19 protein-coding genes are annotated in these 16959 nt (G+C 62.2%); 3 read left to right on the top strand and 16 right to left on the bottom strand.

All coding sequences use genetic code 11. From position 1 onward, the window contains the following. The first annotated feature begins 1 nt into the window (after position 1). Positions 2-859, top strand: coding sequence for a MaoC family dehydratase (locus J3P82_RS03845; protein WP_434560836.1), 858 nt, complete (start codon positions 2-4; stop codon positions 857-859). Positions 860-926: 67 nt separating this feature from the next. On the opposite strand, the gene J3P82_RS03840 is transcribed toward J3P82_RS03845, so the two are convergent. Genes J3P82_RS03840 through J3P82_RS03825 form a run of 4 tightly spaced genes read right to left on the bottom strand, consistent with a single transcriptional unit; the run spans position 927 to position 3176 of the window. After that, on the bottom strand, positions 927-1484 hold the full coding sequence (locus J3P82_RS03840) for a DUF4136 domain-containing protein (protein WP_434560834.1): 558 nt from the start codon (positions 1482-1484) through the stop codon (positions 927-929). A gap of 20 nt (positions 1485-1504) precedes the next feature. Beyond that, a complete protein-coding gene (locus J3P82_RS03835) occupies positions 1505-2113 on the bottom strand; it encodes a DUF4136 domain-containing protein (protein WP_434560832.1) in 609 nt (202 codons plus the stop codon). A gap of 12 nt (positions 2114-2125) precedes the next feature. Further along, entirely contained in the window at positions 2126-2875 is a 750-nt protein-coding gene (locus J3P82_RS03830; RefSeq protein WP_434560830.1) for a methyltransferase, read from the bottom strand. Continuing rightward, positions 2868-3176: a MazG-like family protein gene (locus J3P82_RS03825; RefSeq protein ID WP_434560828.1), complete on the bottom strand. Its 309-nt coding sequence runs from the start codon at positions 3174-3176 to the stop codon at positions 2868-2870. The genes J3P82_RS03830 and J3P82_RS03825 overlap by 8 nt, the downstream gene beginning before the upstream one ends. 163 nt (positions 3177-3339) lie before the next feature. On the opposite strand from J3P82_RS03825, the gene J3P82_RS03820 reads away from it, so the two are divergent. Both J3P82_RS03820 and J3P82_RS03815 read left to right on the top strand, forming a co-directional pair. Next, positions 3340-3633 (top strand): hypothetical protein, encoded by a 294-nt coding sequence (locus tag J3P82_RS03820; protein ID WP_003197447.1) that lies wholly within the window; start codon positions 3340-3342, stop codon positions 3631-3633. Between the two features lie 127 nt (positions 3634-3760). Beyond that, on the top strand, positions 3761-5110 hold the full coding sequence (locus J3P82_RS03815) for an MATE family efflux transporter (RefSeq protein ID WP_434560826.1): 1350 nt from the start codon (positions 3761-3763) through the stop codon (positions 5108-5110). Between the two features lie 4 nt (positions 5111-5114). Here J3P82_RS03815 and J3P82_RS03810 read toward each other — a convergent pair whose 3' ends face one another. From J3P82_RS03810 to rsfS, 12 genes are all read right to left on the bottom strand, one after another. Continuing rightward, a complete protein-coding gene (locus J3P82_RS03810) occupies positions 5115-5912 on the bottom strand; it encodes a DUF4123 domain-containing protein (protein WP_434560824.1) in 798 nt (265 codons plus the stop codon). Beyond that, positions 5909-7219, bottom strand: coding sequence for a contractile injection system protein, VgrG/Pvc8 family (locus J3P82_RS03805; RefSeq protein WP_434560822.1), 1311 nt, complete (start codon positions 7217-7219; stop codon positions 5909-5911). Before J3P82_RS03805 ends, J3P82_RS03810 begins: the two co-directional genes overlap by 4 nt. A gap of 318 nt (positions 7220-7537) precedes the next feature. Beyond that, complete coding sequence (gene lipA / locus J3P82_RS03800) at positions 7538-8560, bottom strand: lipoyl synthase (protein ID WP_434560820.1); 1023 nt, start codon at positions 8558-8560, stop codon at positions 7538-7540. A gap of 1 nt (position 8561) precedes the next feature. Next, a complete protein-coding gene (gene lipB / locus J3P82_RS03795) occupies positions 8562-9209 on the bottom strand; it encodes a lipoyl(octanoyl) transferase LipB (RefSeq protein WP_434560818.1) in 648 nt (215 codons plus the stop codon). Continuing rightward, positions 9209-9484: a DUF493 domain-containing protein gene (locus J3P82_RS03790; protein WP_003185772.1), complete on the bottom strand. Its 276-nt coding sequence runs from the start codon at positions 9482-9484 to the stop codon at positions 9209-9211. Before J3P82_RS03790 ends, lipB begins: the two co-directional genes overlap by 1 nt. Positions 9485-9565: 81 nt before the next feature. Then, on the bottom strand, positions 9566-10723 hold the full coding sequence (locus J3P82_RS03785) for a D-alanyl-D-alanine carboxypeptidase family protein (RefSeq protein WP_434560816.1): 1158 nt from the start codon (positions 10721-10723) through the stop codon (positions 9566-9568). A 167-nt stretch (positions 10724-10890) separates the two neighbouring features. Further along, a complete protein-coding gene (locus J3P82_RS03780) occupies positions 10891-11919 on the bottom strand; it encodes a septal ring lytic transglycosylase RlpA family protein (protein WP_434560814.1) in 1029 nt (342 codons plus the stop codon). After that, complete coding sequence (gene mltB / locus J3P82_RS03775) at positions 11919-12929, bottom strand: lytic murein transglycosylase B (protein ID WP_434560812.1); 1011 nt, start codon at positions 12927-12929, stop codon at positions 11919-11921. Before mltB ends, J3P82_RS03780 begins: the two co-directional genes overlap by 1 nt. Positions 12930-12946: 17 nt before the next feature. Continuing rightward, positions 12947-14050, bottom strand: a complete 1104-nt coding sequence (rodA, locus tag J3P82_RS03770) for a rod shape-determining protein RodA (protein WP_186613787.1) — start codon at positions 14048-14050, stop codon at positions 12947-12949. A gap of 31 nt (positions 14051-14081) precedes the next feature. Continuing rightward, complete coding sequence (gene mrdA, locus J3P82_RS03765; RefSeq protein ID WP_434560810.1) at positions 14082-15977, bottom strand: penicillin-binding protein 2; 1896 nt, start codon at positions 15975-15977, stop codon at positions 14082-14084. Between the two features lie 10 nt (positions 15978-15987). Beyond that, a complete protein-coding gene (gene rlmH / locus J3P82_RS03760) occupies positions 15988-16455 on the bottom strand; it encodes a 23S rRNA (pseudouridine(1915)-N(3))-methyltransferase RlmH (protein ID WP_047229490.1) in 468 nt (155 codons plus the stop codon). 9 nt (positions 16456-16464) lie between these two features. Then, positions 16465-16959: a ribosome silencing factor gene (rsfS, locus tag J3P82_RS03755; RefSeq protein ID WP_186613710.1), complete on the bottom strand. Its 495-nt coding sequence runs from the start codon at positions 16957-16959 to the stop codon at positions 16465-16467.

The following is a 16959-nucleotide window of genomic DNA, read 5'->3' as shown; positions in this document are numbered from 1 at the left end:
CATGACGATCCAATGGCATGAAATAAACGCCGCGCCGTCGATGTCCGGGCTGTACGCAAAGGCCGCGACACGCCGCAAGATAACCGGTACCACGTTGCCGGACGTTGGGCTGCGCCAGATGATCCAGGTCGATCGGCAACGCCTGGCGGCGTATCGCAAGGTCTGCGGTTTCGCTGAAAGCGGGCTGCTGCCGCCGACTTATCCGCACGTCCTGGCGTTCGCCCTGCAAATGCAACTATTGACCGACCGGGACTTCCCGTTCCCGCTGCTGGGGCTGATCCACTTGAGCAACCGCATCCGCGTGCTACGGCCCATGGGCGGGGTCGGTCAGGTACGGGCCAGCGTCAACGTCGAAAACCTGCAACCCCATGCCAAGGGTGCGGTGTTCGACCTCGTGACCCGTATCGAGGATCAACTGGGACCGCTGTGGGAGGCCGAAAGCCAGATGTTGTGCAAGGGCGTCCAGCTTGATGGTGCCTTGGTCGAAGAGCCACCGCAGGTCGAGCACGAGTTGGCCGAAGTGGCGCGCTGGACCGCACCGGCTGACATTGGCCGGCAATACGCGAAGGTGTCCGGTGACTACAATCCGATCCACCTGAGCGGCGCCAGCGCCCGTCTGTTCGGTTTCCCTACCGCCATTGCCCATGGTCTATGGAACAAGGCGCGGACCTTGGCGGCGCTGGATGCCCATTTGCCTGAGGCCAACGTCGAGATCGACGTGACCTTCAAGAAACCGGTACGCCTTCCCAGCGAAGTGACGCTGCTGGCGAGCGCCGCGGGGTCCAGCGGGAAGCTGCGATTGGTAGGCGCTGGGGAGCTGGAACATATGATCGGGGCGTGGCGGCCGGCGGTGGCCTGAGCCACAGACGGCTTTCGCGATAAATCCTCTGTCGGGAGCTGCTCGCCCCCAACGAGAATTTTCACGATCAGCGTGGTGGATAATTGGACAGGATCCGCCCCACCGTCTCGCGCACCTTGGTGCTGCGATCGGTCGGGTTGGGCGAATTGCCCAGCAGTTGCTCGTCGCTGCCGCGCCACACCAGCTTGCCGTCCTTGCCATCGAGCAAATCGATCTGCACCGTCGCGACCCTGTAGCTGACGTTGCGGGTTTCGTTGTACATCGGCCCGCCCCAGTAACCATTCCAGGGACCGCCCCAACCGCCACCGTAATGGGTCGTCACCTGCTGCTGGCGATCCTCGACAATCAGGTAGGCCTGGACTTGCACATCGCCCCGGGCACTGGCAGGCGCCGGTCGCAGGCCGCGTTGGTCGAGTTGATCGGCAACGGCCTGGCGGATCCGCTGCTCGGTCAGGTCGCTCTGGATGCGCGGGTCGTCGGGGCGATACTGCAACGCCGGCTCTTTCCAGCTCCAGCTGCGGTAGGCGGCGAAATCGCGGCTGGTGTCAAAATCATGGTTGACCTGATTGGAAGCACAGGCGCCAAGCAACAGGACAAGGGCAAACAAGGCAAGACGGCGAAACATGGTTTTTCTCCGTTGCGTAATCAACTGGGGGGATAAGCCGACATGGCCTTTTCCACCGCTTCACGAATAGCATCGGTGCGCTCGCTCTGATGGCCTCGCTGGCTCGTCTCGGCACTGGCGCTCCATACCGGCTGGCCATTGCGGGCATCGAACAGATCCACCCGGACCACGACGACCTGTTCCTGGTAGGTGCGCACCATCGGAACGGTGTTGTACATGCCATAGCCTGGGCCGTAGCGGTTGTAGCCGCCGTAATAACCGGAATCATAATCTTCCCGAACCTGGCGGATGCGAGTCTCCAGGCGCAGGTCGGCACTGACGAAAAGGTCCGCCGGCCGATTGTCATGCAATGGGCGCAAGCCACGCTGGTCCAGGGCTTCGCTCACCGCCTCGGCCACTTGAGTCGAATCCGCCCAGGCCGTGCCCGGTGGCAGCCGACCATTGAGCCAGGCCCAACTGCGATAGCGCCCATAATCACGGGGCGGCGCCGGATAAGCGCTGCGATCGAACACCTTGGCGGCCTCCGGCGGAGCCGGCGGCAACGGATTGGATGTCGCCACATAGGGGTTGCTGCCCTGGCAGGCTGCCAGTCCCAGGCACAACACCAATAACCCTGAACGACCTTTCATTTCGCTCTCCAGTCACACCGGACGGCAGACCCAGTGCAGATAACGTCCCAATCCGGCAAACGCCGGATGGCGACGGTGAGCCAGTTCCATTTCCAATAACTGCGCAAGCTCTACGCGCCCCTGGAACTCCACCGGCATGTAGTCATGAAAAACCCGCACGCCACTGTGGATTTCGACCTGCCACAAGCCTTCAAGTTGCGCCGCCAGTTCCCGCGGATCAAGGGGTTGTTGCGGCGTCAGGCTCTGTTTTTCGCCAGCCATGTCGTTTTTGCGCAATTTTCGAAAATGCCCCTTGAGCAGGTTGCGATAAACCAGCGCGTCACGGTTGTAGAAGGCCAGGGACAACCAGCCGCCGGGCACCGTCAGTTGATGCAGCACGGGCAGGATCGCGTGAGGCTCGGCCAGCCATTCGAGCACCGCATGGCACAGCACCAGGTCGTAAGGTTCGGTGAGCTGGCCGAGCAGATCCTGCCACGGCGCCTGGATGAATGTTGCGCTCTGGCCGGCCTCGGCAAACCGCTGGCGGGCGCCTTCGAGCATGGGCTCGGCCGGCTCGGCCAGGGTGACCTGATGGCCCCGCTCGGCCAGCCACAACGACATGTGTCCAAGCCCCGCGCCAATGTCCAATACCCGCAGCGGGCGGTCTGGCAAGGTTTCAAGCAGATCGGCCTGGAGCACGGCCAGACGAATCGCGCCCTTGGCGCCGCCGTAGATTTTTTCAGCGAAGCGCGTGGCGAGCTGATCGAAATGACGGTCACTCATTGGCGAACCGCCGCTCGCTGTCGGTCAACTTGCTGCGTACCACGGCGTCCATGTCCAGCCCCAGTTCGCTGCAAAGCAACAGCAGGTACAAAACGATATCGCCAATCTCCTGCCCGGCATGGGCCAGTTTATCCGCCGGCAATTGGCGCGACTGGTCCTCGGTCAACCATTGGAATATCTCCACCAGCTCAGCCATCTCCACACTGGCGGCCATGGCGAGGTTTTTCGGGCTGTGAAATTGCCGCCAATCGTTACGGTCACGTATGGCGTGCAGGCGTTTGGTCAGTTCAACAAGGTTCATCGGGCTCTCCTGGATGCGCATAGCTTCGGGGGATGATGGGGGGAAGGCAAGCGTCTCGGTACGAAGCGGCGAAATACCCCATAATCGAACCATCGCAGCCGCCATCGCTCCTACTATCAGGAGCCCAGGCTCGATTTCGATCCCCCTTCATCAGGATGCACACATGCAGGTAGAAAGCTTTTTCGAATGGCTTGGCCAGGCGCTCGGTTCGGTGATCCGTTTTATCGTCGATCTGCTCAGCGGCCTGTTCAATACCCTGGCCAATGCCGGCGGCAACTTCGTCGATGGTTTGTCCCGCACCCTCGGCATGGACACGTCGATCATCAGTATCATCGCGCTGATCCTCGGCCTGATGCTCCTGTACTCAGCCATCCGCGCGTTCATGCGGGCGTCGATTGTGATGGGCATCATCTGGCTGGTACTGGGGCTGTGGTTGTTGAGTTGGATCATTCACTAAAGCGCTGATCGATCCCGAGCCGAACACCCTCGTGGCGAGAAAATAAATCCCCTCGCCACAATCAATCCGAACGCTGAGGAACGACTAACTGGAAGCCGCTACAATCGCGGTCCATCCAGGAGCCACCATGTCCAACCTGATCGCCGACTGGCGCGACCGCCTCACCCATCGCCGGGTATGGGCGCTGGCCGCGCCGATGATTCTCTCGAACATATCCGTGCCGCTGGTAGCGCTGGTCGACAGCACTGTCATCGGCCACCTGCCGCATGCCCATCAATTGGGCGCGGTGGCGGTCGGGGCGAGTCTGTATACCGTATTGGCCTGGGCCATGGGTTTCCTGCGCATGGGCACCACCGGGTTCGCCGCCCAGGCTGCCGGGCGGGGCGACGGGGCGGCGTTGCGACAGGTGTTGCTGCAAGGACTGCTGCTGGCGATGGGGCTGGCGATTATGCTCGGCGCGGTGGGCGTGCCGCTGAGCAACGTCGCGTTGCATTTCATGCAGCCATCGGCCGAGCTTGATCAACTGACTCGGGATTTCTTTCACACGCGACTCTTCGGCTTGCCCGCGGCGTTGGCCAGCTACGCGCTGGTGGGCTGGTTTCTCGGCGCCCAGAATGCTCGCGCACCATTGGTGATCCTGCTGGTCACCAATCTGGTGAACATCGCCTTGAACCTCTGGTTCGTCATTGGCCTGGATTGGGGCGTAACCGGTTCGGCGCGGGCGTCAGTCATCGCCGAGTGGACGGGCGCGCTGGTGGGCTTGGCCCTGGCCCGCCACACGTTGCGCGCCTGGCCAGGACGAATCGCCTGGGCGGCCCTGGGGTTGTGGCAGAGCTGGCGACCGTTGCTGGCGGTGAACCGGGACATTTTCATCCGTAGCCTGGTCCTGCAATCGGTATTTTTCCTGATCACCGTGCAGGGCGCCCGCCTGGGGGATGCGACGGTGGCGGCAAACGCCCTGCTGCTCAATGGCTTGCTGCTGACCGCCCATGCCCTGGACGGCCTGGCCCATGCCGTCGAGGCGCTGTGTGGCCACGCCATCGGCGCCCGGGATCGCCTGGCGCTGCGCCGCTCGCTGGTGGTCGCCTGCGGCTGGTCGCTGATTGCAAGCGTCGGATTTGCCTTGCTGTTTCTGCTCGCTGGGCATTTGTTCATCGATATGCAAACCAACATCCCCGATGTGCGCGACACCGCTTACCACTACCTGCCTTACCTCGCAGCGCTGCCGTTGATTGCGGTGTGGAGCTATTTGCTTGATGGCTTGTTCATCGGCGCCACCCGCGCCCGGGAAATGCGCAACGGCATGTTGCTGACGCTATTGCTGGCGTTGCCATTCGCCTGGGCGCTGCAAGGACTGGGCAACCACGGACTGTGGATCAGCTTCCTGTCGTTCATGGTATTGCGCAGCCTGACGCTCGGTGCCGTCGCCTGGCACTTGCACCGGCGCGATGGCTGGCTCGACGCAACCGCTCGATGAAGGCTCAGCCTTGATCGTCCTGCCACAGCCGACGCAGATGGTCGAGACGTTCTCGCTGCGAGCCGCCCACCAGCCCTGGCACTGGCCGGGCATCGGGATATTGCAGACGTAACCACAACCAGCCGTCGATAACGGCCTGCTCGCTGAACCCCAGCGCCCGGCCTTGTTGCAGATACTCCCAGAGCACCCAATAGTCATGCCCGGTGGAGCGGGACCATTGCCAGACGTGACGCTCCAGCAGGCACTCCTGCAATCTGATCTGCTGTCCGTCGCTGAGGCCATGCTCGGTCTCCAGCGCCGGCACCGGCAGCCTGGGATTAGAGAGTTGTTGCCAACCGTGGCAGCCCGTCGCCCGGTCAGCCCAGGTACCACCGAACCACCGCAACAGGCTGATCGGCCCGAGCCAGCAGCTGAGCTCCCGAGGATCGCAACCATCGAAGAAATAGCTGGCGGTGTGCGGGTTGTAATAGTTCAACAGAGCCTTGTGGTGAAGGCCAAGCGTCACGATCAACATGCGACGCAAATGCGCCAGCAGCGACTCGACTGGCGTCGCGCTCACCAACAGCAGCCCTGGCCAGGACTGGGCGTCCAATCGGCACAGGCTGGCCAGCGCAGGCGACTTGCGCAAATCCACCAACAACGGGCCGTGCGTCTTCAATTCATCGAACTCGGTGTCTTCGAGCAGGGGGAACCGTCGCGCCTCTCTGAACTGCTCCCGCAGGCGCTGCGCAGCCTCCGGCGCGCCCGGCACATCGAGCAGCAACCATTGCGGGGCCGGGCCAGGCAGCATTGCGACGTTCATGGAGCAGCGCCCGCGCCGTGCCGCGTCAACATGCGGCACGTACACACTGGCTCGGCACAAGGGCTGAAGCGCCCCCCGCCGGGCAACAGGCAAAGCAAGACCAGCGGCTCGCCTCCCTGGATCGCGGACAATAAGGATGTATCGACTCCAGACGGCTCCGAGGACGTTAGCGAGGACGCGTTCGACGAGACCGTTTGTGGCGTCCGGGCGTCGGCAGGAGCGCCGAGAAATGCGCAGACCAAGGGGCGATCAGGATCGCCCTCGATAAAACTCACCAATACTTCGGTGCCTTCGCAAATGGCCCCCGCACGGCGCGACGCCAACTCGGGCGCCAATGGCAGCCAACAATGGCTGGGGCTGGCCCCCTCCCCCTGATAGGCCCAGTCGAACTGAACCGCCACTCGTCCGGCCAGCGGTGGTTCATCGACCACCACGACCCATCCGCGTTGCCTGCTCACCATGACGGGCTTGGCTGGCACCCTGTCCGCCACGAAAGGCCACTCCCAGGGAATGGCCCGGAAATGATTGCCATAGATGCCGGACTGACCTCGGTGCTCCACCTTGGTCAATCGCCAGAGCTGGTTGCGTCTTTCGAATGAATGGGCCGTCAGCGACAGAATCTGCTCGGCACGCAAGTGCATCAGATCGCTGCGCCCTTGTGCCACCGGCACTCCCGAAGCGTCAACCTGTACCCTGAAGGCCTGCACTGCGCAGGTTCGCCCTTCATCGCTGCAAACCGCTTTGCCTGCTATGGGAACGCCGACCACCGTGTCAGCGAAAACCAGGCAATGCCGATCCCGAGTATGTTCGAAATGGAAGTGAATCCCTGCCTGGGCGCACACCCGTTGCAGGAAGTGCAGGTCCGATTCTCGGTATTGGGTGCACAGATCCTGCGGCGGATATTCGCCGCTCAGGTCCAGGCATAGATTGCGACCACCGATGCCATGCCCCTTGAGCACCTGGCGAATGATCTGCGGCACCGAACAAGCATTGAACACTCGTTGGCTGAAGCGCTGGGCGAGGCACGCCAGCTTCGGCCCGATGCGCACACGACAGGCCTCGCCATGCCGGTGGACAATCTCGTGAAGCTGTCCATGGATGCCCCGATCCGGCGCCCCGAAACTCAACCATACGTCGCGGTACAGCAAACCCGCCAAGTCCAGGGTCAGGTCGCCGAGCACCAGTTCCACTTCGAAAACAAACGGTTCGCTGATGGCTTCACGGCCGGTGAAGGCCACGACGATAAGCGCTTCGGACAAACCGGCTACATCCAGACGAAATGATAACTCGCAGGCTGGATCGGACATCGGCGTTTCTCTACAGGAGGGGCGACCGGGCATTCTCGCTGAGAGCCGGGGTCGAGTAGAGGGCTCAACTGCAAATTAGGAAAAGGACTACATGAAATACGGAAAGCAGCGGTTAGGGGGAAAGGGGGGCTGGAGCAAACAGGCTGTACACACGGCAGCCCGACGATGGCTCCCCTTCTCCCTCGCCAGCAGGCAGGCAGAGGCCTCGGAACAAAGCAAAAAAGGCGCTTTTCCTTTTCAGGAGAAGCGCCTTTTCCATAAGTGAACCGCTACGGGCCGCCGATGAGCCCTGCAGTCATTGTTGCATTTGGGTATCGATCAGGAACCCAACAGCTCAGCCTTGACCAGTTTCGCCTGCTCATCGGCATGATACGAAGACCGTACCAACGGACCGGACGCGACGTTCTTGAAGCCCATCTTGTAGCCTTCCTCGGCGAACCAGGCGAAGGTGTCCGGGTGCACGAAACGCTGCACTGGCAAGTGGCTACGGGACGGTTGCAGGTATTGGCCCAGGGTCAGCATGTCGATGTCATGCTCGCGCATGCGCTTCATGACCTCGATGACTTCCTCGTCGGTTTCACCCAGGCCCAGCATCAAGCCGGACTTGGTCGGAATGTGCGGCATCATCTGCTTGAAGCGTTGCAACAGGGTCAGCGACCACTGGTAGTCCGAACCCGGGCGCGCGGCCTTGTACAGGCGCGGCACGGTTTCCAGGTTGTGGTTGAACACATCCGGCGGCTCGGCCGCGGTGATTTCCAGGGCGATGTCCATGCGGCCACGGTAATCGGGCACCAGGGTTTCCAGCTGGACGTTTGGCGACAGCTTGCGGATTTCGCGGATGCAATCGGCGAAGTGCTGGGCGCCGCCGTCACGCAGGTCGTCGCGATCCACCGAGGTGATGACCACGTACTTGAGCTTCAGGTCGGCGATGGCGATGGCCAGGCTTTGCGGCTCATTGGTGTCCAGTGGCTTCGGACGACCGTGGCCGACGTCGCAGAACGGGCAACGACGGGTGCAGATGTCGCCCATGATCATGAAAGTCGCGGTGCCGCCGGAGAAGCACTCGCCCAGGTTCGGGCAGGAGGCTTCCTCGCAAACGCTGTGCAGCTTGTGCTTGCGCAGCAGGGCCTTGATCCGGTCGACTTCCGGCGAAACCGGGATGCGCACGCGGATCCAGTCGGGTTTCTTCGGCAGTTCGGTGGTCGGGATGATCTTGACCGGGATGCGTGCAACCTTCTCGGCGCCGCGCAGCTTGACGCCGGCCTCTACCTTGGCACGCGGGGCCGGACGTTCGGTGACGTCCAGCGTCGGGATCATGGTTTGCACTGCATCAGTAGTCATATCAGTCGATTCCGCCCGTGAGGGTCGTCTGCTCAGCATAGTCGAGGTGTTTGACGAGCTGCGCACGCAGCCGGGCACTTACCTCGGCAAATTCAATCGATCCTGTGTGATCGCGCAGCTGGGTCATCGCCAGCCCTGCGTAGCCACAGGGATTAATCCGTTGGAACGGCTCAAGGTTCATGTCCACATTCAACGCCAGGCCGTGAAACGAACAGCCATGGCGGATTCTCAGGCCCAACGAGGCGATCTTCGCCCCGTCGACGTAGACACCCGGCGCATCCGGCTTGGCCGCCGCGGTCACGCCATAGCTTTCGAGCAGGTCGACCAGGCATGTCTCCATGCGGGTGACCAACTCGCGAACGCCGAACCCCAGCTTGCGTACATCCAGCAGCAGGTAGGCAACCAGTTGGCCGGGGCCATGGTAAGTCACCTGCCCGCCCCGGTCGACCTTCACCACCGGGATGTCCCCCGGCAACAACAGGTGCTCGGCCTTGCCCGCCTGCCCCTGGGTGAACACCGATGGGTGCTCGACCAGCCAGACTTCATCGCCGGCGGTGGTGCCGCGTTCATTGGTAAAGCGCTGCATGGCATGCCAGACCGGCTCGTAAGCCATCGTGCCCAGCTCGCGAAAGCCCAGCGTGCCCGGCATCACAACACCATGTGCACGAAACCGGTCGCTCGCAGCTCGCTATTGATGTCGTAGAGCTGTTCCTGGCCAGTGGCAATGATATGCAACTGGATAGTCGTGTACTTGCCGTTGGTACTCTGGCGCTCGGCCAGGGTCTTGTGGTCAACGGTGGCGTGCTTCTCAAGGATCGCGATGATCCTGTCCTTGAAACCCACACCGGTGTCGCCGATTACCTTGATCGGATAATCCGCGCAGGGAAATTCGATCTTTGGCGCCTTTACTTCGGAGTCTGTCATGGCGTAACGGCCTCGCAAGCCGTGGTAACGAACATGGCCCCGCGCCGGAAAGGAACGGGGCCATGCAGGTCAACACTCGAATCAGTTGAACAAGCCGTAGAAGAATAGACGGATGCTATCCCACATGCGGCGGAAGATACCACCTTCCTCGACCGCGTCCAGCGCGATCAGGTCGGCGCTGTGCACCACTTTGTCGTCCAGCTTGACTTCGACCTTGCCGATGACGTCGCCCTTGGCGATCGGCGCGGTCAGTTGCGGGTTCATGGTCATGCTGGCGGCGAGTTTCTTGAGCTGGCCTTTAGGCAAGGTCATGGTCAAGTCTTGGGCCAGGCCGGCCTTCACCTGGTTGGTGGTGCCTTTCCAGACCTGGGCCTGGGCCAGTTCGGTGCCCTTCTGGTAGAACGTCTGGGTTTCGAAGAAGCGGAAACCGTAGGTCAACAGCTTTTGGGTCTCGGCGGCACGGGCCACTTCGCTGTTGGTGCCGAACACTACGGCGATCAAGCGCATACCGTCACGGACAGCCGAGGACACCATGCAATAGCCGGCCTCTTCGGTGTGGCCGGTCTTCAGGCCATCGACGGTCTTGTCGCGCCACAGCAGCAGGTTGCGGTTAGGCTGCTTGATGCCATTCCAGAAAAATTCCTTCTGGGAATAAATAGCGTAGTGCGCCGGGTCTTCGTGAATGATCGCCCGCGCCAGCAGTGCCATGTCGTGAGCCGAGGAATAATGCTCGGGGTTCGGCAGGCCGGTCGGGTTCATGAAGTGGCTGTTGGTCATGCCCAGGTCGGCGACGGTTTTGTTCATCATGTCGGCGAACGCATCTTCGCTGCCGGCGATGTGCTCGGCCAGGGCGACGCTGGCGTCGTTGCCGGACTGGATGATGATGCCGTGCAGCAGGTCGCTGACGGTCACTTGCGAACCGACCTTGATGAACATCCGCGAACCGCCGGTGCGCCAGGCGTTTTCGCTGACAGTCACCGGGTCGTTTTCGCCGATCTGGCCACGACGGATCTCCAGGGTCGCGATGTACGCGGTCATCAGCTTGGTCAGGCTGGCCGGCGGCAGGCGCTGGTCACCGTTGTTCTCTACCAGGACCTCGCCGCTGCTGGCATCCATGAGCACAAAGGATTTGGCGGCCAATTGAGGGGGCGCCGGCATCATCTCGACCGCGAACGCGGCCGGTGAAAGAAGCAGCGGGACTAGCAGGCAAAGGCGTTTGGCAAAGGTGGTGATGTTCATCCGTCTCTCGAAATCGCTAATGGAACTGCCCAAAGGCAAAACTAAACAGGCAACTCATCAAGGAGCTGCCGCGTATTTAAGTTGCTCACTCACAACCCTTGCCGGGCTTTTGTTATTCATGGAGCCAACAACCTGACCCGCTCCAACCGCAGCGGGCTTTCAATCAGTTACTCGGCGGTGACCAGGCTCGGCGAACCGAGATTGGCCAGGCGCACGCTGTTCTGTACCTGCTGCACTTCACCCGGAGAACCGATCGGCCCCAGGCGCACCCGATGCAGTGTCTGCTGGTTGCGCACGATCGAGCTGATGAACACCGGCGCGCTGACCATCGAACTCAGCTTCGATCGGAGCAGCTCTGCAGCGTCCGGGTTGGCGAACGCGCCCACTTGCAGATACTGGCCAGACGCTGTTGCAGAAGCGTTTTTTTTTGCGTCGATCTGCACAGGCACCACGGCCGCGGCATGTTGCTGCGGCGGTGGGGTCCATTGCTCGACCGTGCCGGTGGAAGCCGTCAGGGTCGGCGCGGCATTTTGCGCCACTTTCGGTTCGCTGAGCATCAGAGGCGCCGGACGGCCACGCTGGGCCCACCATTCCTGGGGATCGATACCTTCGACCTTGACCCGGGCAGTGCCGGTTTCAGCGTAACCGAGCTTTTTCGCCGCCGCGTACGACAAATCGATGATGCGATCGGAATAAAACGGCCCACGGTCGTTCACCCGCAGGATCACCGTCTTGTTGTTGTCCAGGTTGGTCACCCGTACATAACTGGGCAGCGGCAAGGTCTTGTGGGCCGCGCTCATGCCGTACAGGTCGTACACCTCGCCATTGGCGGTGTTCTGCCCGTGGAACTTGGTGCCATACCAGGACGCCGTGCCCGAAGCGACGTAGCGCTTGGATTCGGCGATCGGAAAATAGGTCTTGCCCAGCACCGTATACGGATTGGCCTTGTAGGGACCGGTGTGCAGCGTCGGCGTCGCGTCAGGAATGCGCGAGACATCGACGTCCCACCACGGCGCGCCGTCCTTGTGGGCCCGGTTGATGTCCAGGCCCGGCGTGGCGCGCACGGCGGTGGTGGGCGTTTTCTGGGTCGGTGCGCGACTGGTCGAACAACTGACGACCAGCAACGACAGCGCCGCCAATGCCACCAGCTTGAGGGGCCTGGCTTTCAGGGGTTGATAGGTAGGCAATGCCCGCATTATTTGACGCCCCGTGCTTTGACCAGCTCTTCAGACAGTTGATGTACGGCCATGGCGTACATCACGCTGCGGTTATAACGCGTAATCGCGTAGAAATTCTTCAGGCCCATCCAATATTCAGGGCCCTGCTCGCCTTCAAGGCGCATCGCGGTGACCGGCATGTCGTCACGCAGCGCATCATGACTCGACCAGCCCAGCGCTCGCAACTCCCCGACGGTTTTCGTCGGCTCGATACCTTCGGTCAAGCCCTCGTCCACCTGCTCGCCACGCACCTCGGCGCGGCTGACCACAGGCTGGCCAGCCTCCCAGCCGTGACGCTTGAAATAGCTGGCGACGCTGCCGATGGCATCGATCGGGTTGGTCCAGATATTGATGTGGCCGTCGAAGTCGAAGTCCACCGCGTAGGCGCGGAAACTGCTGGGCATGAATTGCGGCAGGCCCATGGCGCCTGCGTAGGAGCCCTTGAGGGTCAGCGGATCGACCTGCTCTTCGCGGGCCAGCAGCAGGAACTCGCGCAGCTCCTTGCGGAAGAACTCGGCGCGCGGCGGGTAATCGAAGCCCAGGGTCGACAGTGCGTCGATCACGCGGAAATTGCCGGTGTTGCGGCCAAAGAAGGTTTCGACGCCGATGATGGACACGATGACTTGGGCCGGCACGCCATATTCCTGCTCGGCGCGGGCCAGGGCCGCCTCATGCTGGCGCCAGAAATCCACGCCCCGGGCGATCCGCGCCTCGGTGATGAACATTGGCCGGTACTCTCTCCACTGCTTGACGCGCTCGGCGGGCCGGGAAATCGCGTCGAGGATCGATTGCTTGCGCTCGGCCTCGCGGAACACGCCCATCAGCTGTTCACCGGCGAAACCGTAGTCACGGGTCATTTCACCGACGAACTCGGCCACCTGCGGCGAGCCTTCGTATTCGCCGGCCAGGGCCTGCGGCGCGCAGCCCAGGAAGCCGACCAGGCCGACCCACGGCGCATATCGCGTCGACCAGCCACGCATTGCTTGCATTGAACTCTTCACCTTATTCAAACCTGTGCGATCCACTTGCGGTGCGTATGAATCGACATCAAAACCCCAAACGCTGACAGTAGCGTCACCAGCGAAGTTCCTCCGTAGCTAATGAATGGCAACGGCACCCCCACGACTGGCAGCAGGCCACTGACCATACCGATATTGACGAAAACATAAACAAAAAACGTCATGGTGAGGCTGCCCGCCAGCAATTTGCCGAACAACGTCTGCGCCTGGGCGGTAATCACCAGCCCCCGGCCGATCAACAGCAAATAGATCAGCAGCAGCACGCAAATGCCCACCAGGCCGAACTCTTCGCCCATCACCGCGATGATGAAGTCGGTGTGGCTCTCTGGCAAAAAGTCCAGGTGCGACTGGGTGCCCATCAGCCAACCCTTGCCGAACACCCCGCCGGAACCGATGGCGGCCTTGGACTGGATGATGTTCCAGCCGGTGCCCAGCGGATCGCTTTCCGGATCGAGGAAGGTCAGCACGCGCTGCTTCTGGTAGTCGTGCATCACGAAATACCACATGGCCACCGACACCGGCACGGCGGCGGCGATCACGCTGAGGATCCAGCGCCAGCGCAGCCCGCCCATGAACAGCACGAAGGCGCCACCGGCCAGGATCAGCAGCGAGGTGCCGAGGTCTGGTTGGCGGACGATCAGGATGAACGGGATGCCGATCAGCAACAGGCTGATGCAAACATGCTTGAGCTGCGGCGGCAAGGAACGTTTGGCCAGGTACCAGGCGATGGTCGCCGGCATGATGATCTTGAGGAATTCCGAGGGCTGGAAACGGATCACTCCGGGAATGTTGATCCAGCGGGTGGCGCCCATGGCGTTGTGACCCATGATGTCCACCACCACCAGCAAACCCACGCCGACGACATAGGCCAGCGGCACCCAGCGCGCCATGAACCGTGGTTCGAGCTGCGCGATGACGATCATCGATACCAGGCCGATGCCGAACGAGGTGGCCTGCTTGGCCAGCAGGTCCCAGCTCTTGCCACTGGCCGAATACAGCACGAACAGGCTGCCGGCGGCCAGCGTCAGCAGCAGGATCAGCAACGGCCCGTCGATGTGCATGCGTTGCAGCAAGGTGGCGCGGCGGCGCATCACGTCTTCGCTGGACAGGATGCGGTCGAAATTATTCTTCACGGGCCGTAGCCTCCGCAGTGGTGGGGCTTGCGTATTCGGGCTTGAGCTGACCGTGCTCATCCAGCAGCCAGGCGTCCATGATCTGGCGCACCACCGGCGCGGCGACACCGGAACCGGACTCACCGTTCTCGACCATCACCGACACAACGATCTTGGGATTTTCGGCCGGCGCGAAGCCGACGAACAAGGCGTGGTCACGATGGCGCTCCTGAACCTTGGAGCGGTCGTATTTCTCGCCCTGCTTGATCGCCACGACCTGGGCCGTGCCGCTCTTGCCAGCGATGCGATATTGCGCGCCAAGGGCAGCCTTGCGTGCGGTGCCCCGGGCGCCGTGCATCACCTGCTGCATGCCGATGTTGACCTTCTGCCAGTCCGACGGGTTGCGCAGGATAATGTCCGGCATCGGGTCCGGGTCCAAGGGCTTCTGGCCTTCGATGGTCTTGGCCAGGTGCGGGCGATACCACTTGCCCTTGCTCGCCACCAGGGCCGTGGCCTGGGCCAGTTGCAAGGGCGTTGCCTGCATGTAGCCCTGGCCGATCCCCAGGATCAGGGTTTCGCCGGGGAACCAGGCCTGGCGGCGAGTCGCCCGTTTCCACTCCCGCGACGGCATCAGGCCAGGGGACTCTTCGAACATGTCCAGGGACACCTTCTGACCGAGGCCGAACTTGTTCATGTAGGACGACAACCGGTCGATCCCCAGCTTGTGGGCCAGGTCGTAGAAGTAGGTGTCGTTGGAACGCATGATCGCCGCTTCCAGGTCCACGTAGCCGTCACCGGTGCGGTTCCAGTTACGGTACTTGTGGTCGTAGTTCGGCAATTGGTAGTAACCCGGGTCGTAGACGCGGCTCGACGCAGTCACAACGCCAGCGTCCAGCCCGGCAATCGCCACGGCCGGCTTGATGGTTGAGCCCGGCGGATAGAGCCCACGCAGTACACGGTTGAACAGCGGCCGGTCGATGGAATCGCGCAGCTCGGCGTAGGCCTTGAAGCTGATGCCGGTGACGAACAGGTTCGGGTCGAAACTCGGTTGGCTGACCATCGCCAGCACTTCGCCAGTGTTGGGGTCCAAGGCAACCACCGCGCCACGCCGTCCGCCCAGTGCTGCTTCGGCGGCTTCCTGCAATTTGATGTCCAGGCTCAGGACAATGTCCTTGCCGGGAATCGGGTCGGTGCGCTTGAGCACTCGCAGTACGCGGCCGCGGGCGTTGGTCTCGACTTCCTCATAACCCACCTGGCCGTGCAGCTCGGCTTCGTAGAAACGCTCGATGCCGGTCTTGCCGATATGGTGAGTGCCGCTGTAGTTGACCGGATCGAGCGTCTTGAGCTCTTTTTCGTTGATCCGGCCCATGTAGCCGACCGAATGGGCGAAGTGCGGCCCTTGGGGATAATGCCGCACCAGTTGCGCCACCACCTCGACGCCCGGCAGGCGGAACTGGTTCACGGCAATCAGGGCGATCTGTTCTTCGGTCAGCTCGAACATGATCGGCACCGGCTCGAAGGGACGCCGGCCCTGGCGCATGCGCTTTTCGAAGATCGCCCGGTCCTCGGGCGTCAGTTGCAGCACCTCGACGATCACGTCGAGCACCTGCTGCCAGTCACCGGAGCGCTCGCGGGTCATGCTCAGGCTGAAGCTGGGCCGGTTGTCGGCCACCACCACGCCATTGCGGTCGAAAATCAACCCGCGGGTCGGCGGGATCGGCTGAACATGTACGCGGTTACTTTCCGACAGGGTCGAGTGGTATTCGTACTGGATCACCTGGAGGAAATACAGCCGCGCGATCAGCACGCCGATCAGCGCCACCACCGCAATAGCACCGAACACGACGCGGCCCCGCACCAGGCGGGCGTCTTTTTCGTGGTCCTTGATGCGAATCGGCTGAGGCATGAGGGCAGGATTACTTGTGATAAGGGTGCCCGGACAGGACTGTCCAGGCACGATACAACTGTTCACCGATCAGGATCCGCACCAGCGGGTGCGGCAACGTCAGGGGCGATAAGGACCAGCGTTGATCGGCTCGCGCGCAGACTTCCGGCGCCAGCCCTTCCGGGCCACCCACCATGAAATTGACCGTGCGCGCATCCAGCCGCCAGCGATCGAGCTCGACCGCCAGTTGCTCGGTGCTCCAGGGCTTGCCGTGGACTTCGAGGGTGACGATCCGCTCGTTCGGCCCGACCTTGGCCAGCATGGCTTCGCCTTCCTGGCGGATGAAGCGCGCCACGTCAGCGTTCTTGCCACGGGTATTGAGCGGAATTTCCACCAGTTCCAAGGCCAGCTCGGACGGAAGACGCTTGGCATATTCATGCCAGCCTTCTTCCACCCACTTGGGCATGCGAGAACCGACGGCGATCAGGCGCAGTCGCACAGCGATCCCTTATTGCTGGTCTTTGTTGAGCTTGGTGAAGTGCTCATGGGGGTTTTCCGGGCTGTGGTGCGCGGCGCTGGCCGAACGGCTCTGCTCGGCGCCTGCCCACAGGCGTTCCAGGTCATAGAACTGGCGCGCCGAGGCGGTCATCATGTGCACGATGACGTCGTCCATGTCCAACAGGACCCAGTCGCTGTCGCCCTTGCCTTCTTCGCCCAGCGGCTTGACGCCCTGGGCCTTCACCGCTTCGCGGACCTTGTCGAGCATCGCGCCGATCTGGCGATTGGACGTACCGGTGGCGATGATCATGTAGTCGGTGATGCTCTGCTTTTCACGAACGTCGATCACCTGGATGTCCTGGGCCTTGACGTCTTCGAGGGCGGCCACGGCCACCTTGACCAGCTCTTCGCCGGCCAGCACCACGCCGGTATGCGCCTCTACCGGCAGCGGGGCGCTCTTGAAGGTGCCCTTGCGCTTTACTTTGTTCAGGTCTTTGTCAGTCAT

Source organism: Pseudomonas sp. Z4-20 (genome assembly GCF_051131955.1).
GTDB lineage: Bacteria > Pseudomonadota > Gammaproteobacteria > Pseudomonadales > Pseudomonadaceae > Aquipseudomonas > Aquipseudomonas marvdashtae.
The sequence above is the reverse complement of the archived record's forward strand: the minus strand, read 5'-3'. Positions and strand labels throughout refer to the sequence as shown.